This is a genomic window from Streptomyces sp. NBC_00390, assembly GCF_036057275.1.
GTDB lineage: Bacteria > Actinomycetota > Actinomycetes > Streptomycetales > Streptomycetaceae > Streptomyces.
Genome location: NZ_CP107945.1, coordinates 7616477 through 7640490, shown reverse-complemented (window position 1 = coordinate 7640490; position 24014 = coordinate 7616477). Strand labels below are relative to the sequence as shown.

Here is a 24014-nt window from a genome sequence, read left to right as displayed (position 1 = left end):
TCCTTATGCGGTGGCTGCGGTGTCGCTGTTGGCGGATGAGTCGTCGGAGGGTGTCTGCTGGTCCGTCCCGGGCTCCTGAGGGTCGCGCCAGGCGTGGAACGAGCGGCCCCATGCCCGGCGTACGGTGTCCGGGCCGCCGGGCCGTTGCCATGTGTAGAGCTGGCCGGCAAGCAGGGCGTAGTCGAGTGGGATGTCCTCGCGGCGCAGCAGCACGACGATGTCCCGCAGGCGCTGGGCGAGGGTGGTGAGGTCCGGTGCGGTACCGGCCCGCACCAGGCGCTTGCGCAACGCTTCGTCGATTTCGCTGCCGGGCATCATCTGCCGTACTGCTGCCCCCAGCCCCCGCGGTCTCTGGCGGCTGTCGCCCTGGTGCATGCCCGTGGGGCGGGACTGCTGGTGCAGGGCCCACAGGGTGAGGGCGACATGCACGGCGTCCTCTGCGCGGATCAGATCGCTCTCGCCCAGCGGCGGTGCTCCGTCAAGCGGTTGGTGCAAAGGTGCGGTACTGACGAGGTCCCACAAGTCAGGGAGTTGGCCGGCCTCCCGGCCCGCTCCGCGGCGGAGTCGGGCCAGGGCTGCCACCGCCCTCGGCTGGTCGCCCAGGTATCCCCTCTGCAGGTGAGAGATCTGTTCGCGGGTGATCTGTGCGACGCGGTCGGACGGAGGTGCGGTGACGGTTGTCATGCGTGCGCCTTCGTAGAGGTTGCGGATTCCGGTGCGGCATCTGCGGCCGGCTGATCGGTGGGGAAGGGGTGGCCCAGGCATCTGCCGAGGCGGGATCGGAACCATCGGTCTGCGAGGGCGGAGTTGAGCCACAGGGTGCCGCTCTTTGCCTCCACGGTCCGGCCCTGCCATGCGGCATCACCGGCGTCGGCGATCAGCCGGTCACCGAGCCTGCTCACAATGCCGTGCACCTGGCGCTGCCATGCGGTGCGCTGCTCGTACGGGTCGTCGGCGTCGGCCAGGTGTGCCAGCCAGGTGCGGTAGGGGGTGTCGAGGGCCGCGAACCCGAGGTCGCGTGCACTCGCGCGGGGCCCTTCGGTCTCGCTGCCTGTCGCGCGGGCCAGATCTGTGGCGAGGTCACCGAGGGCATGCACGGCGTGGTCGGCGTCGTTGACGGCATCGATGGCCTGCTGGGCGAATTCGCGGTTTTGCTGGTGGAGCAGGACCACGGCCATGGCCACCTGGTCGTCGACGACCTCGTCGATCACGGATTGCTGGGTGCCGTACTGCGGGCCGATCACCCTGGCCCGGATGAGGAAGCCCCGCTCCAGCTCCCCTTCGGTCACCAAGCGGGCGATCCACTCGAGGACTCCGGGCCGCAGATACTCGGCGGCGTCCGAGCCCTGCGAAGCTTCGCTCCGGTCGGCGATCAGAGAGGCGATCCCCCGCCACGCGGAGCGCGCCGGATCGTGCTCACGCGGCAGGTAGGCCAGTGCCTCGCCGTGCTTCTTCTCTTGTGCCTTGCTGCGACGCCAGGCGGTCATCGGCTCGACGGTGTGCTTATTGCGTGCGGTGAGGGGGTCGCCGTAGCCGAGGACGACACCGTGCACGCCCTCTGCATCGAAGTGGAGCCGCAAGCGGCGGGTCTGCCAGGTGTACAGGTCGCGTGGGCCCATGGGCTGCCGCTGCGGCGCAGCGCCGGGGCCGCATGCCTCGCGACGCCAGGCCGGACGGTCGTCGCGGTCGAACCGCAGGCCGCTGGTGTCGCCGGCGACAAGGTTGAGCAGCAGCGTCTCACGCAGGGTGCGCACCTCAACGAACACTCCGCCGAGGTTGCCGGCCCAGCCGACGCCGAGCGGGTACACCTTGCCACCCTTGACACGATCGTCGCCGTCCACGCCCGTCTTGATGCCGGAGGTGTCGTAGGCGTGGGCGTGGACGACCCAGCGGGCAGCCTCAGCGAAGGTGAGCCGGTCGACGGTGGGCATTCTCGAGCTGAAGAACGGCTCTCCGTTGGGGACGTCGGCGACGATCCGGTTGAGCGAGAACACTTCGTTCTTCGCCGTGTGTAATCCGGCGACCTGGAAGAACGGTGCATGCGCGTCGAGCAGGTCGAACAGGCCCCTGTGCTTGTTGAGGTAGGCCGCCACGGGGGCGAAACACTCCTCGTCCGCCCACAGGTCCGCCCATTGGTCGATGTCCTGAGGTCCGTCGAGGGCATCGTAGGTCAGGGCCAGCAGCAGCCGCATGAGCGCGAATTCTTGGGTGGGCAGGTCTCCGACGACGCGGCGCAGATGGCCTGCCTGTCCGAAGACGTCCCGCAGCGAGAGATCGTCCTGCGTGCCGTCGAGCCTGAGCACCGGAATCCACGGCCGAGTGGTGAGGTCGAACGACAGCACGCCGTCGCCGTCTGCTGTCACTTCGCTCGGATCAGGCACGGGTCACCTCAAGACCGTCGGTGGGGCTGTAGTTGAGTTGGAACCCTGCCAGTTGGGTCTGACAGTCCTCGTCGAGCGCGAGAATCAGCTGGCCGGCGAGCCAGTGGCTGTCCTTCACCTGCCAGGCAGGTACGTAGAGTTCCTCGAGTTCGCCGATCGCTCGGTCCATGACTTCGGGGTAGGAGAACTGAATCGGCAGGCGCAGTCCGCAACTGGCCGCGGCTCGTGCAGCCCGGAAGGACGGAACCTGGTCCTGGGACAGCTCCAGGCCCCCGAGCTCGTTTCCGTGGTGGTCGTCGGCGAGCCACGGCAGCGTGGCCAGTGCCCCGTCGTTGCGGCGCTGCACGACGACGACTTCCAAGCTCTCCCTGCTGTCCCGGACTTGGGCGCGCCCGGCCCGGGTATCGTCCGCGTCGCCCACTCCCGCCGCGACCCACCCGAACAGCGGCCTGCCCGGTCTGCCGACGGCATCCAGCCGGAAGACGGAAGCGCGCTCGGCCTGGTCGGCGCGGTGTCGTTCGTATCCCTCACGTGCCCCGGCCATTGCTTCGGCCCAGCTCGCAGGTCCGGCCGCTTCTTCGTCCGCGTAGGCGTTCTGCACGAGCGGACTGATGTCCTGCGGCAGCCGCACCGGACGCCGCGGGCCGTCGAGGTGGGGCAGCAGCCCGGCCGCGGAACGCAGCAGCGCGTAAGCGCCGTACACCGCTACCGATCCCCGTACCGGTGCCGGCACGTCGGCCTGCCAGTCGACCCCGGTGACCAGGCAGCGGGCGCTGCGCAGCTTTTGGGGACGGTCAATCTGATCGGGACCTCGCTGATGGCGGTGAAGCCTTCCCATCCGCTGCAGCAGCAGGTCGACCGGGCACAGGTCGGTGACGAGCAGATCGAAGTCCACGTCGAGGGACTGCTCGGCAACCTGGCTGGCGACCACGATGCGCGGGCCGCCAGGTCGGTGCGTGGCCTTACCGGGCGGGCCGAAACACTCGAGAAGACTGGCGTCCTTGGCTGCCCGGTCCACATCGACGAAGCACGAGTGAGCGACGGTCACCTGCTCATCGCCGAACCGTGTTCGCAGCACCTTGGCGGTCTCCAGGACCCGCTTGACGGTGTTACGGACGACCAGCGCGCACCCCCCGGCGTCGAGTTCATCGGCCAGCCGTTCGACCAGGGCGTCCAGGTCGTCGTCCATCTGTTCGAGTACGACGTCCGTCCCGCGGGCCGACGCCGAGGGGTGCCTCATGAGAGGTGCCCCTCCGTGCGTCACCGCGGTCAGCAGCGGATAGCCGTCAGCCTGGGCCACCGCTTCGAACGCCGAAGCACCGGATGCGGTGCCGGCGCCCGCGTACACCTCGACGAGCTCGCGTCGCCTGGCCGCCGGCAGAGTCGCAGACAGCACCACCACCGGCACCCGGTAGGCACCCAGCCACGCCAGCACCCGATCCAGGTAGGCGCTCATGTACGTGTCGTAGGCGTGTGCCTCATCGATGATGACGACCTTGCCGGCGACGGCGAGATGACGCAGTGCCAGGTGACGGCTCTTGAGCCCGGCGAACAGGAGCTGATCGACCGTTCCAGCGACGAACGAGGACAGCATGGCCTTCTTGCGCCCGCGCAGCCACGCGTGCGCGACGAGCTCGGCGGGGGCCGAACGCACCTGGTGCGAGGGCCGCCACGCCGGCTCAGGCGGCGAGTCCGTATCGACAGCGGCGATCCGCTGGCTGCCCTCGCGCATCAGATCGGCGAAATCCTCATTGAGAGCAGCCTTGGAGTGCGCGAGCAGAACCGAGTGCCGGGCACCAGGCGGTGAAGGCAGCCGCTCGAGCCAGTCGAGCAAGCGGGGGAACATCGCGTTGCCAGTAGCCATGGTGGGCAGCGCGAAGAACACGCCGCCGGCCCCCGAGCGGGCGGCGAAAATCTCGGCCACAGCGAGGGCGGCCTCCGTCTTGCCCTCTCCCATCGGCGCCTCGACCACCATCAGCCCCGGCTCGGCCATCGCCCGGGCCAACTCCACGGCCGCCTCCTGCACCGGCCGCACCTTGGCACCCGGCGGCAGATCGAAGCGGGAGGCGAACAGCTCATCAGCGTCGCCATCCGGCTCACTGGGCGACCAGGGCACCGGGAGGTCCAGCCCGCGCCACGCCGCGGCGACGCGTTTCTCACCGCTACGGGCCTCGTCTTGCGGGAAGTACGGAAAGAGGTCCGGGTTGCTGGCTATCCAGTCGGCGACGATCACAAGTGCGCTGAGCAACACCTGTACCGGCTGGGGCAGTTTGACCGTTCGCCATGCCCCGAGCCGATCCCGCACGCCGTATACATCGGCGCACGCCTCGAGTAACTCCTCCTGCACCCGGCGCCACACAGCACGGCTCTGTCCAGGGGTGCGCAGCAGGTGCTCATGCTTGTGCACGTCCACGATCTGCCCGTGCTCCGGAGGCACGCCGTGATGGCCACCCACGACGACGGTGAACTGCCCTGTCTGTTTCACCGTCCAGCCATGACGCTCCTCGAGCCACTCCCCCAACAGCACCTGACCGGCCAGTCCGTGCGGAGCGATCCTGCGATCCGGCCCCATGGCACGCGCCGAACGCATCTGAAGTCCCTGCTCACGCATCCGATCGGCAAGCGGGTCGACCTGACAGGCGAACGCCGGCGTCGCCTTCCCGATGTCATGCACCGCCGCCAGCCACACCGCAAGCAGCCGGGCGTCCTGCACACCGCTCGGCAAGGCATCGGCGATCAGCTTCCGTACACTCGCTGGCAGCCACGAGTCCCACAACAGGCCTGCCACGGCGGCGCTGTCCTCCATGTGCCGCCACAGGGGCAGCCACCCGTCAGACTGCCTGTCGTGCTTGGCCCACACCGTCAACACTGGTCCGCCAAGCCTGTATCCGAGCCCTGATCGGGGCTCCCCCTCACCCGTCATGCCAGATGAATACACGCAAAGCCCAGCTCTGGATGCGTATATGAGAAAAGCGAGCAATCTGTACCTGTTCTTGAGACAGATCTCGGTCAGCATGCGGCTGTGGCCGTATAGTGTCCGCTTCGCGCTGCCAGCCTCGACAGTGACAGCAGAACTCCGAGGAACCTATGGGCGATTTGCCGGAATCAACGAAACTATGCGAAACCCGCACGCCTCCGCGATGAACCTGCAGGTCGCGCAGCCTGCTCCCCGCACCCGCGGGGATGGTCCCTCCCCGAGCCCCGGACCGAAAGGACCCCCTGACTGCTCCCCGCACCCGCGGGGATGGTCCCGGCACCGTCATCGGCGGCCGCGTGCGATTGGCCTGCTCCCCGCACCCGCGGGGATGGTCCCGCCGCCCACCTGCTCGGCATCCGCCCCTGGGACTGCTCCCCGCACCCGCGGGGATGGTCCCTGCTGCGACGGAAGCGCCTGGCCGCCGAGTTCCTGCTCCCCGCACCCGCGGGGATGGTCCCGCGATGGCCTGCTGCTTGCCGTGCCCCGGGTACTGCTCCCCGCACCCGCGGGGATGGTCCCAGTTTCCCCGACAGCGACCCGGGCCCGTTGAGCTGCTCCCCGCACCCGCGGGGATGGTCCCCCTGGGCTAGCCCACCTTGTCAATGGGCTAGCCTGCTCCCCGCACCCGCGGGGATGGTCCCAGCCGGCGCCGTAAGACCCGGTCCGGGATTCACTGCTCCCCGCACCCGCGGGGATGGTCCCGGGAGCTCGTGAACCAGCACGGCAAGCCGTACCTGCTCCCCGCACCCGCGGGGATGGTCCCGCGATCGACGGTGGCCGGGCCATCAACTGCCGCTGCTCCCCGCACCCGCGGGGATGGTCCCGGACGCCCGTCGCCGCTGATCACTCCGGAGCACTGCTCCCCGCACCCGCGGGGATGGTCCCCGCACGTCGGTGACGCCGAGTCGAACCGTCCACTGCTCCCCGCACCCGCGGGGATGGTCCCGCGCGCCCCTCCGGGTCCGGTACTTCCTTGAGCTGCTCCCCGCACCCGCGGGGATGGTCCCGCCCTGATCCGCCAGAAGGCGGGACTGGGCTGCTGCTCCCCGCACCCGCGGGGATGGTCCCGCGCTGACGTTCTTTGCCGGATTGGAGGCTGCCTGCTCCCCGCACCCGCGGGGATGGTCCCTTCAGCCCGTACGCCTCGGTGTCGTCTTCCATCTGCTCCCCGCACCCGCGGGGATGGTCCACCCGGAGGCTTAGCCCGCGGTGACGGAGGAATCCTGCTCCCCGCACCCGCGGGGATGGTCCATTGAAGATGGAACATCCATCGCAACAGCCTCTCTGCTCCCCGCACCCGCGGGGATGGTCCCTACAAGGAGTCCTTCGTGGTGACGACCACGGCCTGCTCCCCGCACCCGCGGGGATGGTCCCGACAACCGCTACTCGAACATGCTGCCCGGCTTCTGCTCCCCGCACCCGCGGGGATGGTCCCTCGTTCACAACTCGCCGTAGATGGGCGCATCTCTGCTCCCCGCACCCGCGGGGATGGTCCCCGGCGCCCGACCACCGGCGACCACTTCGCCATCTGCTCCCCGCACCCGCGGGGATGGTCCCGTGCGGTAGGCGGCCATCAGCTCCGGCACGTTCTGCTCCCCGCACCCGCGGGGATGGTCCCCTCCTCCTGGCCGAGATCGTCCGCCAGGACGACTGCTCCCCGCACCCGCGGGGATGGTCCCCGGCGCCCGACCACCGGCGACCACTTCGCCATCTGCTCCCCGCACCCGCGGGGATGGTCCCGTGCGGTAGGCGGCCATCAGCTCCGGCACGTTCTGCTCCCCGCACCCGCGGGGATGGTCCCCTCCTCCTGGCCGAGATCGTCCGCCAGGACGACTGCTCCCCGCACCCGCGGGGATGGTCCCCCCCATGACGGCAGTCTGCCGTGCACGGGGGCCTGCTCCCCGCACCCGCGGGGATGGTCCCGAGAGGAGGGCGGCGTGACCGCCTACGACGCCCTGCTCCCCGCACCCGCGGGGATGGTCCCCTCGCGCGCATTATGCGCACGCGCGCACGAGGCTGCTCCCCGCACCCGCGGGGATGGTCCCGGACTGGACCGCTGTCGCGGACGAGTTCCTGCCTGCTCCCCGCACCCGCGGGGATGGTCCCCAGATGGCGGCCGCCCCCTCCGGCCCGTGCTTCTGCTCCCCGCACCCGCGGGGATAGTCCTCTTCGACGATGCCGGCCTTCACCAGGCCGCCGCCTGCTCCCCGCACCCGCGGGGATGGTCCCGATCAGTTCGCCGGCACCCTCACCATCCCCACCTGCTCCCCGCACCCGCGGGGATGGTCCCAACTTCGCGACGTCGGCGCAGGAGATCACTGTCTGCTCCCCGCACCCGCGGGGATGGTCCCTCGAAGGAGTGGCCGGGCTCGAGGAGCTGAACCTGCTCCCCGCACCCGCGGGGATGGTCCCACCACGAACGGCAGCCTGCCGGAGTTCACGCTCTGCTCCCCGCACCCGCGGGGATGGTCCCAGCGTGCGCAGCACGAGTTCGTTGATCTGCTTCTGCTCCCCGCCCCCCGCGGGGATGGTCCCTCCCACACCAGCGCCGTCGCGCCGTCGCTGGCCTGCTCCCCGTAGCCGCGGGGATGGTCCTGGCCCGGGACGCCCGGGTCTGCTCGACGGGCACTGCTCCCCGATCAGGCGGGGATGGCCTCGCCTTCGGTCCTTGGTGAGCGAGCAGTGCTCCTGCTCTCCGCGCATGCGGGGATGGCCCTCAACGTGCGCTGACACCAACCGGGAGTTGATCTGCGTCCACTCACTCGCATGAAGGTACCGACGCCGTTACGACGCAGTCGCCTCCGCTACCGCATCCGCGTAGCCTGGGTTCCCAGGAGTGGGAAAGCTCGAGCAGATGCTGATGAAGGTGTCCCGGTCACCGGGAGTCTGTTCCTTCTCCCCCAGGTCCGCCCACCGCGTCTCGCACTCGCCCTTGGTGGGCGTGGACGATGAGCGAGGCACGCCGTACGAGATCTTCTCGCGCTGAACGACCAGTGCCTCACGGCGCGCCAACTGCCCTACCTCCTTGAGGCGATCGAAGTGCGCCACGCGCTTCTCCTCGAACGTCGGCGTCGGCGCTGGCTCCGTGCAGGCCCCCAGTCCTGTAGCGAGCAGTGCGGCCGCACACAGTGCGAGCGGCGATCTCCCCCAAGTCCGCATGACCGGGAGGCTAACAGCACTGCGGATGGGCTGTTTCTTCATCCAGCCGTTTCACCGAGCACAGGGATAGTGATATCCACAACTGCCCGCGGGCGGCGGGGTGTCGCTGTCAGCGCCTGCCGTCGAACCGTTCGTCGTGAGTGCCAGCGGGGAGTGTCTCCAGCTGATCAGGATCCGCGAGCTCGGTCAGGCCGTGTACAGCGGCGTCCATGCGGTCTGGGCTGTCCATTCCTTCGACCCAGGTGACCATCTGGTCCTCAAGCTGGGAGTAGTCGCCGACGTGGTGGACGAGCTGCTGCTCGTAGAGCTGGGCTACAGGTGCAGCGCGCAGCCGCTTTCCGACCTTGGCGGTTACCTCCAGCACCATGGGCATGAGGAGGCCGCTGGTGACGCCTTCACGGCGAAGCTGTTCCCAGGCTTGGGTGATGACCTGGCGTGTCATGTCTCCGCCGTAGTTCTTCTCGACCACGATCGCGTCTGCCTTCAACTCCAGGGCAAGGCGGCAGGCGGTGAGGCCCCAGTCGTTGGCGCCCATGGAGCCGGAGCGGTCGGCGAGGAGGTACAAGTTGCGGTCGAAGTCGCGGGCGGCGCCGATGATGCCGGTTTCGTCGCCTACGGTGGACTCTCCGCCAGCAGGGTCGACGGAGACGACGATGCGGGCCATGTCGAGGCCGGCGAACTGGACGGCGTTGATGCGGGCGTTGTCGATCCATGCGCGCTGCCATACGCCTCCCTCTGGCGGTCGCGGCTTCTGCATGTAGAGGGCTCCCCATACGCGTTCGCCGACGCGCCTGCGGGTCTTGGCATGGTGGGCCTTGTTGAAGCGGGCGGGCCAGAGCGGTTCGCCGAGGGCGCGGCCGAGGGGGTCTTCGGGGTTGTCGGCGAGGGCGGGCAGGTCGATGACGCGCCAGGCGTCACGTTCGGTGGCGAGGATGCGTCCGGCGAGGTCGTCTTCGTGCCAGCGGGTCTGAATGAGGCAGATCGCGCCGACGGGTTCGAGGCGGGTCTGAAGAACGGAGGTCCACCAGTCCCAGGCGCGTTTGCGCATGGTCGAGGAGTCGGCGTCTGCCATGTCCTTGACCGGGTCGTCGACGATGGCAATGTGAGCGCCGCGTCCGGTGAGGCCGCCGCCGATGCCAGCGGCGAGGAGTCCGCCTTCGCCTCCTGCGATGTCGAAGCGGTTGGCGGCGGATGATCCGGTCTTGAGGTGGACGCCGAGGTCGTCGCCCCAGGTGTAAATGGCGTCCCTGATCCACCTGCCGTGGTCATCGGCCAGGTCGGAGGAGTACGAGGCGATCATCATGCGGTGGCCGGGATTGCGGCGCAGGTACCACAGCGGGGCCCAGCGGCTGGCTCGGCGGCTCTTGCCGTGCCGCGGGGGCATGGTGAGCATCACGCGATCGGCGCGGCCCTCGGCCATGTCGATGAATGCCTGGTCAATCAGATCGAGGTGCGGAGCCTGCAATTCGCGACCTCCGGTCAGTACCGCGGCGAGCGCGCCGGGCGACCGGTCCATGGCTATCTGCTTCTCGGCGCGGACGAGCTGCACGCGTAGCTCGGGTGACGCCTCCGCTGCGATGGCACGGCGTTGAGCGGCCGGCAGGGTCCGGTACCGGGCCAGGAGCTCGGTACGATCGCGAGCCGCCATTAGGGCGCGTCCGGGGCGGTGAGCGCGATCAGAGCGTTGAGCTCGTCGGCAGTGGAATTCTCGACCTGGACAGGACCGCCGTCCGGCCCGGACACCTCTGTCTTGGCGGGCATGTCGAGGCCGAGGAGTCGTGCCCGGCGCTCCATGATGCGCAACGTGCGGTCGATCGCGGTGAGGTCCTGGTCGCGGACGGCCTTCTTGTACGCGACGAAAAACAGCCTGTCGAGGCGGTCGGCCTCCAGCTGTCGCAGTTCGTCGACGTCGGCGTTGAGCTCGGTGCGCCGCTCATCGAGCGCCTTGCGTACGTCGCGACATGCAGCATGGATTAACGCCTCATCGGTGGGCGGCTCCTGGCCTTTCTGGTACCGCTCGATGCCGTAGCCCTGCGGGTATGCGACGCCATCGGAGTTGACCGCAGGGTCGGCAGCCAGCTTGCGCGCGATGGTGAGCCAGTCCACGCCGGCGAGGCGCAGGTCGATGGCGTCCGAGCGGCGGCGTGCGATCGCCGCACGCTTGGCTTTGTCGGGGCGTCCCACGGCGGGGGTCCTCCACAGCTCGGGTGCGCCCCCGCGCCCTCATCCATGATCGCATCAGACCAAGAGGTCCGTCGTCGCACGGAGCTTGTGATCACAATGCTTGCCGTACTAGCCTGCCGGTACTTGAAGGTGACTTAGCCAAGCACCTTCCGCTACCAAGCAGTTGGGGGTTTCAGGGACCCGCGACTATGGAGTCGCAGTGTGGGCCCGCCCATAGAGCACTTGGTGGCGTAATCGGGGGATTGCGGGCCCGACGTCCCGCTAGGGCGCCATCCGGCGTCAAGGCGCTAATCGAATACGCGGCCTGCGTCGGCAGGGCCTCAGTTGATCACCGTAGACTCAACGTCATGTGGTGGTCGATCTGAGACCTGCTACGTGCTCGCTCAGCTCGGCCACCCATAGAAGGGACCGGGCAAGTGGACTCTCAAGCCGTCCTCTGGGTACTGGCATGGGGTGGTGTCGTTTCTGTCCTCCTGTTTGTACTTCAGGGACTTGTGCATCAACTGTCCGCCTTTGTTGAAGCATGCCGCCCGCTCGTGGAGAAGGTGCGGAGTCGATCGACCACTCCCACACCTCCCTCCGTCGAAATTCCGGGCCAGCGTCGTTCCGCTGATCAGAAGACGATCGATGCGACAACGCCTTCGCCTGTTCAAGGTGGCGAATCAACCAGGGATAGCGAGTAGCCCATTGGTGGGGTCAGGCGTCAGCCAAGCCCCACCTCACAGAAAGGACAACTGATCCCCTTCGCCCGGCCTACGAGGCGGTACGCACTCAGGCGGCGCATCCGGTGCATTGCGGTTCTGACGCAGCCACCAAGCGAACTGGTAGTTGCGGCAGGTTCGGTACCGCCAGGAGCGGCGTAGCGGCTCGCCTTCGGGGATGGAGTGCTCGCCCCAGCCGGTGATGGGGCGAGCGTTGTGGAGACTGACGAGAAGGCCTGGCACGAGTGCCGGGCCTTCCCAGTGTTCGCCGGCGGCGGGCTCGAAAGCGAGGTGCGCGTTGGCAGCCCAGTTCCAGGGGATTGGCAGCGCACACAAGTACCAGGCGAGCGGCGGGTTCGTCGCGGGGAGGCACACCGTCTGGTTGCGGCGCGCAGGGTCAATCCGCGGGCGGTCGGGTTGCCCGAAAGCACGGAGGCAATGCTGGTCGAGGGCGACGTCGCGTATCCCGGCGAGCCACATGATGCGGTAGCTACTTCGCGTCGCTATGCGTACTTGTATTTGCTCTGCCATCCACGCGCCTCTTTCCATTTCAGCCCATTCGGGCCTCATTTCTTTCCAATACCAATTTTATCAAATTTCCCACCAATTCCAGGTGTCGCCCGTGACGGAAGTCATTCGGATAGGGCATGTTGAATTCCTCTTCGAATGCCTTCTGATAGTCGGCTTCCGGCAGGGGGAGCGGGTCGCGGCACACCGCCTTGAGATTGGATCCGCTGGGGTCACTGACCTTTACGTCTCCGAAGTACCGGCGAAGGAGGGCTTCGAGCGTGTCGGGGGTGTGGAAGCGGAGCTTCTGCCACTTTCCCTTGACGAAGTTCATCTCGACATTGTCGTCGTCGAGAAAGGACATCCGGGTCGTTGCGGCCTGGGAGGTGACGCGCTGGGCCTGCTCGTCCCGGAGTTCGCGCGCGAGGTTACGGGTGCCGAGGCAGACAAGTCCGTCGGCAGCGCACAGGGCGTTGACGGTGGTGAGGACCCAGTGCTGGTAGTCGAGGCTGGTGGTGGCGTTGATGACGGAGTCGAGGACGACGACTTCGTAGAGGCCGTTGGCGCGCAGGTCCTTGTCGATGTCGCGGATCATGCCGACGACGGCCTTGATGTCGACAGCGTACGAGCCGGGGGTGCACCGGTAGGGCTCGTAGTCGTGGACGTTGAAGCCCTTGGCTCGCAGGTGCTTGGCATAGTCGCCGTAGCCCGCGCCGAAGTCGACAACGCGCTGCGTGGGCTTGAGCCAGGGCACGACGAGCTGGTCCCAGGTCTCAGACCCGTACGAGAGCTTCCCCTGCTTGGCCTTGGAGGAGAACTGCCGCAGACGCTTGGGCTGGACGATGTGCTGATTCCATACGGGGGCCTTGTCCTCGATGGCGGACCAGTCGTAGACGCCGTACTCGCCAGTGAGGTCGGCGTGCAGCTGCGCGGCTTCCGAGGATGGGACTGTCCAGGCGAGGAGGTCGAAGCGGGAGGCTACGGCAACGACAGCGTATTCGGCGTTGAGGACGATGCGGCCCTGGTCGTCGATGACGACGCTGCCCCAGGGGCCGTGGCCGGCGGTCATGTGGCCGATGGCGTTGACGAAGGACAGGTTCTTGCGGTCGGCGACGCGGATGGTCTGCCAGGGGATCCATGACCAGGTGCCGAGTTCGCCAGGCTCGGCGTAGACGACTGACGCTTCGGTTTCGACGCGGTTGTGCAGGAGGTTGAACTGGATCTCGTCCTGGAGGCGGACCTTGGTGCCAAGCATGACTGCGGGGGTGTGGGTGATACCGATGGCCTTGAGGCCCTTGGTTCTCTGGTGGCCTGCGACGAGCGTGCCGTCGGCGTTGAGGATGACGGGCTTGACGATGCCGTGGCGGCGTAGTGATGTCTGGAGGCGTACGAAGGCGTCCTGGCTGAGGCGGCGCGGGTTGTAGTCGGCGGCACGCAGCTCGTCGAGTGGGTACGCCTCGTGGAACGTCGTGGTCGGTGCGCTCATGAGGCTTCGGTCTCCTCGTGGGCCTGCTGGAGGAGGTGCCAGCCGAAGCCGAGGTCGCTGTTGGTGTCGTCGACGAACTTGCCGTAGCGGGAGTTGAGGGTTTCGACCTCTTCGGAGGTGATCCGGACGCGGGTGGTCGACCACTGAAGGTAGCCCCACTGGAGGTAGTCGACGGTGGCTGCGGCTCCGGTGCCGGCGCCGTCGCTGGGCAGGGCGATGGGCTCGGGCAAGCTGGTGTCGTCGAGGAGTTCGGCGAGGGCGTCCTGGTCGTAGCCGGTGCCGTTGAGGTCGGGCAGTTCGGCAAGGATCTCGGCCAGGAGCACGGTGTCGTATCCGGCGAGGTCGGATGTGCGGTTGTCGACGATGACGATGCGGGCTGCGGCCTCGTCGTCTACGTCGACCCACGTCGCGGCGATGTGTTCCCAGCCGAGGTCGACGGCGGCCGCGTAGGTGTGGTTACCGGCCAGGATTTCGTTGGGGCGTCCGGTGTGGGTGCCTCGGTTGACGACGATCGCTTTGTACTGGCCGTTGACGGTCAGGGATTTGGCGATGGCAGGAACGTCGCCGTTGCGTGGGTTGCGGTGATACGGCTTGAGGTCCTGGGTGGGGACGACGAGCGGCTGGAGGTCCTCGGGGATGTTGGCGGGCGTCGCGGTCACGTGGCGGTTCCCTCTGTGTAGGCCGTTCCCCGCGCCCTACACCGATCAACAGTAGACGATCAACTGTCGGCCGGAGTTGGCCGAATAGCGCGGAGGCTGCGCGGACCAGCCAGAGACAGCGGCGCTTCGGGGCTGGTCTCATCCAGCACGTGCTCCAGCGATGCTCGGTATGCCTCTGCGCGGGCTCGCCGGTGGTCGGCCTCAGTGGTGTCTTCGGCCTGCAGGTCCGGGCCGGCACCGGTGATGAGAGTCAGGTATCGGCCGTCGGGCGTGGTGGCGTCGAGGGTTTCGATGCGGGCGCCGATGTCGTGTCGGTGTGTCGAGGTGAGCCATGACGCCTTGCCCTGTGCGGCCTGCCCGGCTTCCGGCTCGGCCTCGCTGGCGGACTGGGTCTGCTTCATGAGCTGGTCGAATCCGGCGCGCAGGCGAGCGGCTTCGTCGGCCGTGAGGGGGGTGCGCTCGGCGCGGTGGATGAGGTTGCGTATCTGCTCCGGGGTCACCGGTAGGGCGGTCAACGGTTTCTCCTGCGCTGCTGAAAGTGAGTGATCCCTGCTACGGCGAAGGCCGGGGTGTGCAGGACGAGGCTGGCGTAGAGGAGGGGCCAGCCGCTGCCGAGGGTGGTGAGGGCCCATACGGCAGCGGCGGTGGCCGCCACGAGGAGGGCGGCCACCGCGTAGGTGGCGAGGCGAAGCAGGACCATCACCGGTTGTTGCAGCCGCAGATTCCTGAGGGGAGGCACCAGGAGTCACAGGCTCGGCACCATTCGGCGCCCGGTACGGGCGGGGTGCGGCGGCTGGTCTGCTGATCGGGCTGGTCCGGGTTCATGCTGCGCGTCTCCTTGGGCGTGGTCGGCATAGGGCTTGCTCGAAGATGGCGATGCGTTCGTTGATCGCTTCGCGGTCCGGCTTGGGCTTCAGGTGCTCGGGCAGTGGGCCGTCGCGTTCCTGAAGGAGCCGTAGGTACAGCTCCCGGTCTTCGGGGTGTCCCTTGAAATCCACCGCGTCCATTTGGCTCCTTGTGCACGGGAGCCCGCCCCCTGGAGCGGGGGCGGGCTCGGTCGTGGTCGTGAGGTCTTGCGGCGTCCTGTGGTCTCGCGTCTGGTGCGGGACCGGTGCCCGACGGGTAGGGCGCGGGGGATTTGCCACCCGTCGGGCACCGAGGGGATGCCGCATGCCACGGCGTTGCTGGCGGGCCGGTGCCTCGGCTGAGTCCGTTCCCGACCAACACCGCGACCGTATCACTCTTCAGAGTTGGGATCTATCTTTTGGGCCTTGGGCTGCCATCCACAGCGTCCCGTTGAGGGCGCTCAGCCGAGTCCTTCGAGTGGCAATGTCCCGCAGACGTCGGTGGCCTGCGCAGCGAAGAGACCGGTCTGGGTGGCCGTGGGTCTTGCGCTGAACTGCTCCGGTCGCGCACGGGCCCAATCACGCGGTTGGGCTGGCGCGGGCTGCGTGAACTCGCGAACTGGTGTGCACACGAGGGCTGTTCGCACACTGGTTCCCGACTCCTTGAAGGCGTCATCCGGCAGCTCTTCGATGGTGCCGCGGGCCTCCCGGACGCGTGCGCGGAAGTCCGCACTCGTCTTGTCTGTACGGAAGATGATCCCTGCGGACATGACCGCGACGACCATGCCGCCCGGCTTGACGAAACGTTCGGCGCGCGTGATGTGCCGGATGTCCTGCTGGTTGGCGAAGGGAGGGTTGAGCAGTGCTCGTTCGTACTTCCTGACGACTGGCTGGCGGAGGAAATCCCCGGTGGTGACGTTGCGGGCCAAGCCGCTGGAGCGGAGGTATGCGGCGCGGTCGGGGTCGATCTCTACACAGTCGACGACGGCCCTGCGGGCGGTCGCCGGGCCCGCGATGGCGCCTCGGCCGGCTGAGGGTTCCAGCACCAGCATGCCCGCTGTCAGCTCGGCGGTGTCGAGGATGCGTGCCACCACAGCTGGCGGGGTGGGGAAGTAGCCGCTCTCTGCGTCGGTGGTGACCTGGCCTGTGGCGAGCATGCCGGCGATGGCGTCGGCTGCGTCGATCGGGAACAGGTGCGCGCCCTCGTACCGGTTCCATTCGCCGCCGACAGCGCCAAGGGCCAGGTTCACCCGCTCGTACAGATTGCGGTCCAGCTTCGCGTGGATGGTCAGTGCCTGGCCGTTCGTTTCGGCGGACCGGATGACGGCGAGGGCCTCGGGGTCTATCTGCATCTCCGTCCCCTTCAGGCCGTGCGGGGCAGGTTGTCGTTCTCGCCTGCCAGGAGGGCGTCGGCTTCGAGTTCGACCATGCGGGCGGTCAGCATCAGTGCGAAGCGGACGCTCACCGAGGCGCCGGCCCCATGGAGCAAGTGCGCGGCCGCGTGCCGAGCGTGGTTGTCGGCGGCCTGCCTTGCGGTCGCGTCGTCGTGGCTACGGGCGTGCGTGAGCTGCTTGGCGGCTTCACGGATCTCGCGCGCCGCGTCGGAGTCGTACTCCCCAAGGGCGTTCGCGTCGAGGGGGGTGTCGAACAGGCAGCGGTTGATGTTGCGCATCGAGTGGAAGTCGTTGATCACGGTGGGTCTCCTCAAGAGGAGGGCGGGCGGCCGAAGTTCGGCCGCCCGCCCTGCGGGGGTGGTCAGGCGGAAGCGAGTGCGGGCTCGCGGTCCGGCGCATCGCTGTCCGTCTCGGAGTCGGCATGCTCCGTGTCGAGGTGCGCCTGCTCGGCTACGGCGTTCGGCGCTGCCTCATCGTCGGCCTGCTCGCTGTCCTCCGGACCGTTGACATTCGCCTCGTGCGCGCGGGCCGCCTCGGCGAGGTCGGGGGCCTGGGCAGTGGGGCTGACGACGAGCTCGGAGGCGTCGGCGTGTGCCTTGGCCTGGCGCAGGGCCCAGCGAGCCTTCTGCACCGCTTCGGAGACGCGTTCCATCTGCTCCAAGCGGGCACCCACCTCGCCCTCCAGGTGGCGGAAGAGCTCCGCACCGTCCATCTTGCCGATCTCGACGAGCAGGCCGCAGATCTCCTCGATCCGGTCGAGGTCGGTGCGCGTCTTGGCGCGGGCCTTGCTCTGTGTGGCCTTCTCCTCGTCGCTGACCTCCTCGACCTCCACCATGGACTCCTGCTGCGCCTTCTCCTGCTTGCGCATCGCGTAGGCCACGTGGATCAGCGCGTTGTCGCTGCCGTTGAAGTCGCCCTTCTTCCACTTGTCGAAGAGGTTCTTCTGGCTGTCCTTGTTCAGGGCTGCGACCTGCACAGCCGCCGAGGTGCCGATGTGTCCGTCGTTGACGGCCTGTGCGAGCTCGGGCCGCAGGTCCAGCAGCGCCAGCCGCTGGTTGACGTACTGGACGCTCTTCTTGAAGTTCTTGGCCACGCTCTGGGCGGTGGCACCGTCCTCCTGGTCGAGGACCTTCTTGAAGCCGCGGGCCTCCTCAAGAGGCGTCATGTCGGCGCGGGTGATGTTCTCGGTCATGGCACGCTTGAAAGAGTCGAGGTCGGTGATCGTCTCGTCGGTCTCCGGCAGGAGGATCTTCGCCTCGATGGTGATGTTGCCCGCCATCTTGTTGGCCCGGTAGCGGCGCTCGCCGGCGACCAGCTCGTAACCGCTCGCGCCCTCCTTCTTGCGGACAACGATCGGCTGCAGCAGGCCGTACTCCTTGAGGGACTCGGCCAGCTCTGTCAGCTCTGCCTCGTTGAAGTGCTCGCGCGGCTGGCCCTCATTACGGTGAATCTGGGTCATCTTCAGCGTGGCGTACTTGTGCTGCACGTCGGCCTCCAAGAGGTCTGTCGAGTGGGGCCTCTCCCCCTCTTTATGCTTTAATTCTATATGCATTCGGAGAGGTGTCCAGATCTTTCTCGAAGTTTTTCCTGGTCAAACGCCTGGAGCGGACCTCCCACCTGGAAGTCCGCTCCATCACGCACCGGGCCTGTTCGCGCCGCAGGGGCGAACTCCCCCGCCTTGTTCAGGCTCCTCAAGTGCGCCAACCTTGCTCGGGTCGACTATCGCCAGCACGCCCAGCACCCTTCGCGCGACAACCGGATCCAGGCCCAACTCCCCACGCGCCGCTTCCTCGTCCAGCCGGACCAGCACCCGATCCGGATCAATGCCCACCGCGAGCCTCCCCGTTCTCCCACCCGTCGCAGGGTTAGATCCCCACACATTCGATTCTGCGGCACACCTCTAGCTCTACAAATGTCCGGCACACAACCGATCACGCGACCCGCAGCCGTCCGATAGCCAGATGCAGACTGCGGGCATCACCGACACCCGCAGCCTTTGGCTCTGGTGAAGAGTCAAGCAGGCCGAGCGGTAGGTGCTAGCCCCAGGTCGAATCGCCCGGGAGTGCCGGCGCGCTCGCCGACGAGACAGGTGGTTCGACCACAGGCACCACCTCCCACGTGCTGTCAGCGCGGACTGAGGCCGGCCGACTGGCGTCTGACGAAACGAACGCGCCGAGCGGGACAGCGGAAGCGAGGAGCAGGGCAACTACCGTCGAGCGCAGCCAATTTGCCTTGACCATTGAGGCCGTCCTTCCATGACAGCGGCTGCGGGCATGCGCTGATCTGACGACTGCCCGGGCCGCGAGGTTCGATAACAGGCACTCTTCCCGGCGTGCGAGGACAGAGCCGCACATCCTGGCCCGCCTCCGCCAACCACAACCTGCGACGACGGTCACACATTCGCGTGGCTGTGCGACTCCTGGAATGCCGATAGCTACGCTGACTGATCATCAACTCAAGATCAAGGATTGTCCCGTTGCGTTTGAACGCACTTCCACAAGAGGAAGAACGAGAGTGACTGAAAGGGTCGAAACCGGCGCTGCGGTACCACTGGCACTGTCGGCCGAGGCGAGACACGTCTACCGCGAGATCCTCCACGGCGGACTGGTCTCACCTGACGAGCCCGGCTTGATTGAGCTGCTCGGCATGGGCGTTGTCGTAGCCGAACCGCACAAACGTGACACCTACGTTGCTGCCGAGCTATCCAAAGTGGAGCACAACCTTCGCCGCAGCGCGGAGGAACGTCTGAACGAGGCCGTCGCCTACAGCTCCCAAATCCCCTCACTGCTCGAAGACTTGGCCACGGAGCTGCACCGTTCCAATCGGCACACGTACGAGGGTATGCCAGCCGTCTTCCTGCCGAGCGTTGAGCAGGTGCACGCTGCTATCGCCGTCGCAGCGGACCGTGTCGAGAAGGAGATCCTCACCGCGCATCCCAACCCCCGCAGTCCCGAGACTCTGGCCCGCTCCATCCGCCGCGACATGGAGTCGGTGGAACGCGGGATCAAAATGCGCACCATCTACTACGCGAGCGAGCGTACGAACCCGGCCGTGCTGGACTGGGCAGAGAAGATGGGAGCCAAGGGCGTTGAGGTGCGCACGCTCTCCACCTCCTTCATGCGCATGATCATTTATGACCGTTCCCACGCCTTCACCAACGACTACGTCGACTATCGCGGCACCCACTCCGGCGCCTGGTACTACCGCGACCCGGCCATGTGCGGATTTGTGGCTGGCCTCTTCGACGAGTACTGGGCCCGGGCAAGGCCGCTACTCGTCGGCAATCAGGCGGACAGCCTCGTCACGGAACAGCAGGAAGCGATCCTGACGGAACTCTGCGCCGGGCTGGACCAGGCCCAGATAGCCACGCGCATGGGGGTCAGCAAGCGGACAGTGCAGAATCACCTCTCCGACCTTCGCGCCAGGCTCAACCTAGAGACGTTGCCGCAGCTCATCTACTGGTGGGCGCAAAGAGGCTAGCTACTGGAAGCTCCCGGGCCCGAACCCCCGGAACGCCAGTGCAGCTTGACCCTGCCAGGCTCAATGGTGCGCACACCGCGGCTGCTGGCAGCGAACACCTCGAGCTTCTCCAAGAAGATCATCACGAGGGCGCGCTTGGACGCGGCGGGAGCCGTGTCCCACCACTTCACGAGGTCGTGAACACCGCCGAACGAAACAGAGGTCAGCTGCTCCGCATACCGCAGCCGATCGCGCAGAGCCTTCACCTGCATGCTGATCTCTTGGTCTGCAGCCACGAACGCGTCCCTGCGGATCTCTCCCCGGGCATACGGACCAGCAAGGTCCGCTCGCCGCGCTTCCATCACGTTGATGTCGTTCTTCAGCTTGGCCACTTGGCCATTGGCCGCATCAATGGCCTGCACAATCCGTTCGCCGACCTCCGGCTTCAGCAACTCGGCCAGGACGTACTCAGCGACGTAGGTCTCCAGCAGCTCGGCCTGGATACGTACCGTGCCACACCCCCCGCGACCGTCCTTCTCTGAAGGACGGCAGCGATATCCGGCGGTTCCCGTGTTATTCCGGGCACCCGTCAGTTCCTGACCGCAGTTCCCGCACCTGGCCAGACCAGCCGACAAGAAGTACGCATACGCGGGAACCCGGTCTGCCGTCTTGCGCTTCTTGTCCCGCTCCTGCAGGGCGCTGAACTCCTCGACGGTGATGATCGAAGGATGGCCAGCAGCGACGAGACGTCCAGAGTCATCACGCATGAGGCCCGCTATGGCCGGATTCTTAAACAGGCGCCCCACCGTCATGCTGGTCCAGCTGGACCCTAGCGTGCCCCTGTAGCCTTCGCCGTTCATCCACTGCGCAATTTCAGCGTTGGACTCACCCGCGACGAGCGCGCGGCTAACCGCCTGCCGGATCGCTCCAACCTCGCCGTCGCGGAGCCGACGCCGCGAGGGGTCATCGAAGCCGTAGAGCCGTGGCATGCGGTCCCGTCCCTTCTCTCTCGTGCCTCCCCCAGCGGCAGCCGAATCATAGGTCACAACACTGGCTTCGGGTCGAACCCAACTCAGATTTGCCGGTAGGGCACCTCACCGCTGCGGCAGCGTCACCCCGAGGACTGCCAAGAGTGCCGCTGTTGGCACTCTTACCGTGCGGCCAAGGGGCAGCACCCCCACAGGGAACTTGCCGTTCTTGATCAAGGCGTATGCCTTGTGCCCGCTGATACCCAGCGCCCGAGCCGCCGTCACTACGTTCACGGTCGGCGGCAGTGCAAGTAGCTCGTCCAGGGTCATGTTCGGACCCTTGGGCTTCTCGGTCGTATCCGTCATCTCATCGCCGCGTTCTCCCCCGCGCCAACTCGACTATCAGGATACGACAACTCTCCAGAGTTACGACATGATCTGCCAAGATCTACACAGAACGCCGCCGAGCTCCACAACCCTCGCCGAAACGCTGCCTGTCACCGCCGCCACGGGATCCACTCGAGAACTCGTCACGCCGACGGTCAGTCTGTTCTGCACTCACGGCGCAACCGAGCATCGCGGCCGCTCCGCAGCCGTGCTCCCACGGGAGCACATGGACGCACCGAGAGGTGCTCACTGACTCCCAAGGGCGCCGAGTTGTCCGCTTTTCAGTGCAATCCCTGGAAAGCTGCAGGTCAAGAGTGGTTCAAAAATCTGATACCGGTTTCGACATCCGCCGCGTCGGCGGCCGTATCGGCGCGGAGGTCCTCGGCGTCGACATCTCCACCGACCTCGACCCGGCCATCGTCTCGGAGATCAACGCGGCTCTGCTCGAGCACAAGGCGCTCTTCTTCCGCGGCCAGCAGCTCGACGACGCCGCGCAGATCCGCTTCGCCTCGCTCTTCGGCGAGCTGACGACGGCGCATCCCACGGTTCCTTCGGTGGACGGCCAGCCGCACATCCTGCCCGTCGACGGTGACGAGGGCATCCGTGCCAATCAGTGGCACACGGACGTCACGTTCGTCAGGACCCCGCCCAAGGCGTCCACGCTGCGCAGCCTTGTCGTCCCGCCATACGGCGGGAACACACTGATCGCCAACTCCGCGGCCGCCTACCGGGATCTGCCGGACGCGCTGCGTGAACTGGCAGACCGGTTGCGGGCCGTGCACACCAACGCCTACGACTACGCGGAGCCGAAGTCCGAGAAGGCGGCCGAGCACCGTCGGCGGTTCGTGTCCACGAGGTACCGCACCGAGCACCCGGTGGTGCGGGTGCACCCCGAATCGGGTGAGAGGGGTCTGTACATCGGCGGCTTCGCCCAGTCGCTGGTGGGGCTCTCTCCGTCGGAGTCCCGTGACCTCCTGCGCATCCTGCAGTCGTATGTGACCCGTCCGGAGAATGTGGTGCGCTGGACGTGGGCGCCGGGTGACCTGGTGCTGTTCGACAACCGCATCACGCAGCACTACGCGCCGGACGACTACGGCGACCTGCCGCGGCTGCTGCACCGGGTGACCGTCGCGGGTGATGTGCCGGTGGGTGTCGACGGGGAGACGAGCCAAGTTCTCGAGGGCGACGAGGCGGCGCACTACACGCCGGCCGCGGCCTGACACGGCGTGGGGCGGGCGGGACACCTCTCGGCGTCCCGCCCGCCCCACTCATTACTGCGTTGCGTCAGCGCTGGTTGTCAGCCCTGGGCGCTGCGGCGCTTGCGCGCGGCCCACATGATGCCGCCACCGGCCACGATGACGACCGCGGCAGCACCGGCGATCAGCGGCGTGGCGCTGGAGGAGCCGGTCTCGGCCAGGTCCGGCTCGTCGGGGCTCGGCTCCGCCGACGGCGTCGCGGGGGCGGGGGTGCTCGTGCTCGGCGTCGCCGTGGTGGGCGTGTCCGACGGGGTCGGAGTGGCGGTGGTGGGCGTGTCCGACGGGGTCGGAGTGGCGGACGGAGTCGGCGTCTCCTCCTCGCACACCGGGGCCGTCTTGGTCTCGTCACGCGAGAAACGGTCGCCGTCCTCGGCCTTCACGATGAGGCGGACGGACAGTTCCTTGTCGTGCTCGGGAAGTTCCAGCGTCTTGCTGAAGTCGTTCCCGAACGTCTCGGTGGGCAGCAGGTCCTTGCCGTCGACCGTGATGGTCACGGTGTTCTCGGTGTTGCGACCGTACGCCTTCAGCTCCACGTTGACCTCATCGCAGGTCACGTTCCACACGGGGGTGTGCGCCAGGGCCGGAGCGGCCGACAGGCCGACGCCGAGCGCACCGACGGTCGCGGCGGCTATGAGGGCCCCCGAACGCCGCCACGATCTTTTGACTTGAGTCACTGCTTTCCTCCACGAATTCGCGCACCACCCGACGGGCGGTGCGCGCACCCTACCGCCGACGCACCACGGGTCAACATCCGCCCCACGACTCGTAATGCAGCAGTTGGCTCAATCGCGTCATTCGCGGTCGGAATGGGTGATGCGAACCCAGGCCGGCAGCAGGAACCAGCACAGGACGAACCACACGACCATGCCGACGACCAGCCATGTAGCGGTCGTATCGGCGATGGCCACGCGCAGGATCAGCAGCAGTGCCGAGGCCATGGTGCACAGCAGGAGGATCAGTCCCAACTGGGTCAGCCGCGAGGCCCAGTCGACGGTCTGGGGCTTGAGCCGCCGCCCCGTGAGCAGCCGGTGGAACGACACCGGGCCGATGAGCGCACCGGTGGTCGCCGCGCCGAGCATCACCGTGACGGTGTAGATCGTCCGGTCGGTGTCGGACAGTTCCACGAAGCGCGGCTGGAAGACCACGGTGAGCAGGAATCCGAACAGGATCTGCACACCGGTCTGCGCGACGCGCAGTTCCTGGAGGAGATCGCCCCACCGGCGGTCCGCCCGCTCCTCTTCCGTCTCGTCGCGTCCACGGTCGGGGCGCTTGTCGCCATCCATCATGTGTTCCTCCCGTCAGTGCGTGCTGCGGCGAATCCCGGGCAGCCGCAGTGTGGAGGTGCAAATCATGGTTCCTATCCTGCTTGTTCTCCTCCTGGCTGTCGTCCTGTTCGGCGCCGGGTTCGCCTTGAAGGCCCTGTGGTGGATCGCCCTGATCGTGCTGGCGATCTGGCTCCTCGGGTTCCTGATGCGGAGCACGACAGCCGCGGGCGGACGGTCCCGCTGGTACCGGTGGTAGCAATACCGCCGGCTGCCGACCCAGTGGTCGGCCGCTCCGCACAGCGGCGGCCGGCGGGCTCTGGGCCCGCCGGCCGCCGCTGTGCGTTCAACTCCACCCGCTGTGCGTTCAACTCCACCCGCTGTGCGTT

21 protein-coding genes and 1 CRISPR repeat array are annotated in these 24014 nt (G+C 67.4%); of the genes, 3 read left to right on the top strand and 18 right to left on the bottom strand.

The genetic code is table 11. From position 1 onward, the window contains the following. Window positions 1-3: 3 nt before the first annotated feature. From casB to OHS70_RS33890, 14 genes are all read right to left on the bottom strand, one after another. Window positions 4-684, bottom strand: coding sequence for a type I-E CRISPR-associated protein Cse2/CasB (gene casB, locus OHS70_RS33955; RefSeq protein WP_328403915.1), 681 nt, complete (start codon window positions 682-684; stop codon window positions 4-6). Then, entirely contained in the window at window positions 681-2381 is a 1701-nt protein-coding gene (casA, locus tag OHS70_RS33950) for a type I-E CRISPR-associated protein Cse1/CasA (protein ID WP_328403913.1), read from the bottom strand. The genes casB and casA overlap by 4 nt, the downstream gene beginning before the upstream one ends. Further along, complete coding sequence (gene cas3 / locus OHS70_RS33945; protein WP_443062696.1) at window positions 2374-5304, bottom strand: CRISPR-associated helicase Cas3'; 2931 nt, start codon at window positions 5302-5304, stop codon at window positions 2374-2376. Before cas3 ends, casA begins: the two co-directional genes overlap by 8 nt. Window positions 5305-5543: 239 nt before the next feature. Continuing rightward, window positions 5544-7831: direct repeats of the CRISPR family, unit length 29 nt; unit sequence CTGCTCCCCGCACCCGCGGGGATGGTCCC. A 311-nt stretch (window positions 7832-8142) separates the two neighbouring features. After that, window positions 8143-8406 (bottom strand): hypothetical protein, encoded by a 264-nt coding sequence (locus OHS70_RS33940; RefSeq protein WP_328403909.1) that lies wholly within the window; start codon window positions 8404-8406, stop codon window positions 8143-8145. A 220-nt stretch (window positions 8407-8626) separates the two neighbouring features. Then, on the bottom strand, window positions 8627-10165 hold the full coding sequence (locus OHS70_RS33935) for a terminase large subunit domain-containing protein (protein ID WP_328403907.1): 1539 nt from the start codon (window positions 10163-10165) through the stop codon (window positions 8627-8629). Next, window positions 10165-10701, bottom strand: coding sequence for a hypothetical protein (locus OHS70_RS33930; protein WP_328403905.1), 537 nt, complete (start codon window positions 10699-10701; stop codon window positions 10165-10167). Before OHS70_RS33930 ends, OHS70_RS33935 begins: the two co-directional genes overlap by 1 nt. Before the next feature lie 1251 nt (window positions 10702-11952). After that, window positions 11953-13395 (bottom strand): methyltransferase domain-containing protein, encoded by a 1443-nt coding sequence (locus OHS70_RS33925; protein WP_328403903.1) that lies wholly within the window; start codon window positions 13393-13395, stop codon window positions 11953-11955. Beyond that, window positions 13392-14054, bottom strand: coding sequence for a ParB N-terminal domain-containing protein (locus OHS70_RS33920; protein ID WP_328403901.1), 663 nt, complete (start codon window positions 14052-14054; stop codon window positions 13392-13394). Before OHS70_RS33920 ends, OHS70_RS33925 begins: the two co-directional genes overlap by 4 nt. 59 nt (window positions 14055-14113) lie before the next feature. Continuing rightward, window positions 14114-14554: a hypothetical protein gene (locus OHS70_RS33915; protein ID WP_328403899.1), complete on the bottom strand. Its 441-nt coding sequence runs from the start codon at window positions 14552-14554 to the stop codon at window positions 14114-14116. Window positions 14555-14565: 11 nt separating this feature from the next. After that, window positions 14566-14754: a hypothetical protein gene (locus OHS70_RS33910; RefSeq protein WP_328403897.1), complete on the bottom strand. Its 189-nt coding sequence runs from the start codon at window positions 14752-14754 to the stop codon at window positions 14566-14568. Between the two features lie 121 nt (window positions 14755-14875). After that, window positions 14876-15061, bottom strand: a complete 186-nt coding sequence (locus tag OHS70_RS33905; protein ID WP_328403895.1) for a hypothetical protein — start codon at window positions 15059-15061, stop codon at window positions 14876-14878. Window positions 15062-15360: 299 nt separating this feature from the next. Continuing rightward, complete coding sequence (locus tag OHS70_RS33900) at window positions 15361-16251, bottom strand: class I SAM-dependent methyltransferase (RefSeq protein WP_328403892.1); 891 nt, start codon at window positions 16249-16251, stop codon at window positions 15361-15363. 11 nt (window positions 16252-16262) lie between these two features. Next, complete coding sequence (locus OHS70_RS33895; protein ID WP_328403890.1) at window positions 16263-16592, bottom strand: hypothetical protein; 330 nt, start codon at window positions 16590-16592, stop codon at window positions 16263-16265. 62 nt (window positions 16593-16654) lie between these two features. Beyond that, entirely contained in the window at window positions 16655-17779 is a 1125-nt protein-coding gene (locus OHS70_RS33890) for a ParB/RepB/Spo0J family partition protein (protein ID WP_328403888.1), read from the bottom strand. Window positions 17780-18807: 1028 nt separating this feature from the next. On the opposite strand from OHS70_RS33890, the gene OHS70_RS33885 reads away from it, so the two are divergent. Beyond that, window positions 18808-19773 carry a helix-turn-helix transcriptional regulator gene (locus OHS70_RS33885; RefSeq protein ID WP_328403886.1) on the top strand — a complete coding sequence of 322 codons (966 nt, stop codon included), beginning with the start codon at window positions 18808-18810 and terminating at the stop codon, window positions 19771-19773. Here the strand turns inward: OHS70_RS33885 and OHS70_RS33880 are convergent. Then, window positions 19770-20741 (bottom strand): recombinase family protein, encoded by a 972-nt coding sequence (locus tag OHS70_RS33880; protein ID WP_328403884.1) that lies wholly within the window; start codon window positions 20739-20741, stop codon window positions 19770-19772. The two genes, OHS70_RS33885 and OHS70_RS33880, sit on opposite strands and share 4 nt — an antisense overlap. 105 nt (window positions 20742-20846) lie before the next feature. Beyond that, window positions 20847-21086, bottom strand: a complete 240-nt coding sequence (locus tag OHS70_RS33875) for a helix-turn-helix transcriptional regulator (RefSeq protein WP_328403882.1) — start codon at window positions 21084-21086, stop codon at window positions 20847-20849. Window positions 21087-21421: 335 nt separating this feature from the next. On the opposite strand from OHS70_RS33875, the gene OHS70_RS33870 reads away from it, so the two are divergent. Beyond that, window positions 21422-22327 carry a TauD/TfdA dioxygenase family protein gene (locus OHS70_RS33870; protein WP_328403880.1) on the top strand — a complete coding sequence of 302 codons (906 nt, stop codon included), beginning with the start codon at window positions 21422-21424 and terminating at the stop codon, window positions 22325-22327. A 77-nt stretch (window positions 22328-22404) separates the two neighbouring features. On the opposite strand, the gene OHS70_RS33865 is transcribed toward OHS70_RS33870, so the two are convergent. Both OHS70_RS33865 and OHS70_RS33860 read right to left on the bottom strand, forming a co-directional pair. After that, window positions 22405-23037: an LAETG motif-containing sortase-dependent surface protein gene (locus OHS70_RS33865; RefSeq protein WP_328403878.1), complete on the bottom strand. Its 633-nt coding sequence runs from the start codon at window positions 23035-23037 to the stop codon at window positions 22405-22407. 117 nt (window positions 23038-23154) lie between these two features. After that, the gene (locus OHS70_RS33860) at window positions 23155-23649 is read right to left on the bottom strand and encodes a DUF6328 family protein (RefSeq protein WP_328403876.1); all 495 of its coding nucleotides are present in this window, start codon (window positions 23647-23649) and stop codon (window positions 23155-23157) included. Between the two features lie 64 nt (window positions 23650-23713). Between OHS70_RS33860 and OHS70_RS33855 the strand changes: the two genes are divergently transcribed. Beyond that, the gene (locus OHS70_RS33855; protein WP_328403874.1) at window positions 23714-23884 is read left to right on the top strand and encodes a hydrophobic protein; all 171 of its coding nucleotides are present in this window, start codon (window positions 23714-23716) and stop codon (window positions 23882-23884) included. Window positions 23885-24014 lie beyond the last annotated feature (130 nt).

Bases quoted from the DNA above. Each gene is read 5' to 3' on its own strand.
- OHS70_RS33935 (WP_328403907.1), bottom strand. From the start codon at position 10,165: ATGGCGGCTCGCGATCGTACCGAGCTCCTGGCCCGGTACCGGACCCTG.
- cas3 (WP_443062696.1), bottom strand. From the start codon at position 5,304: ATGACGGGTGAGGGGGAGCCCCGATCAGGGCTCGGATACAGGCTTGGC.
- OHS70_RS33880 (WP_328403884.1), bottom strand. From the start codon at position 20,741: ATGCCACGGCTCTACGGCTTCGATGACCCCTCGCGGCGTCGGCTCCGC.
- OHS70_RS33905 (WP_328403895.1), bottom strand. From the start codon at position 15,061: ATGGACGCGGTGGATTTCAAGGGACACCCCGAAGACCGGGAGCTGTAC.
- OHS70_RS33900 (WP_328403892.1), bottom strand. From the start codon at position 16,251: ATGCAGATAGACCCCGAGGCCCTCGCCGTCATCCGGTCCGCCGAAACG.
- OHS70_RS33875 (WP_328403882.1), bottom strand. From the start codon at position 21,086: ATGACGGATACGACCGAGAAGCCCAAGGGTCCGAACATGACCCTGGAC.
- OHS70_RS33855 (WP_328403874.1), top strand. From the start codon at position 23,714: ATGGTTCCTATCCTGCTTGTTCTCCTCCTGGCTGTCGTCCTGTTCGGC.
- casB (WP_328403915.1), bottom strand. From the start codon at position 684: ATGACAACCGTCACCGCACCTCCGTCCGACCGCGTCGCACAGATCACC.
- OHS70_RS33860 (WP_328403876.1), bottom strand. From the start codon at position 23,649: ATGATGGATGGCGACAAGCGCCCCGACCGTGGACGCGACGAGACGGAA.
- OHS70_RS33925 (WP_328403903.1), bottom strand. From the start codon at position 13,395: ATGAGCGCACCGACCACGACGTTCCACGAGGCGTACCCACTCGACGAG.
- OHS70_RS33910 (WP_328403897.1), bottom strand. From the start codon at position 14,754: ATGGTCCTGCTTCGCCTCGCCACCTACGCGGTGGCCGCCCTCCTCGTG.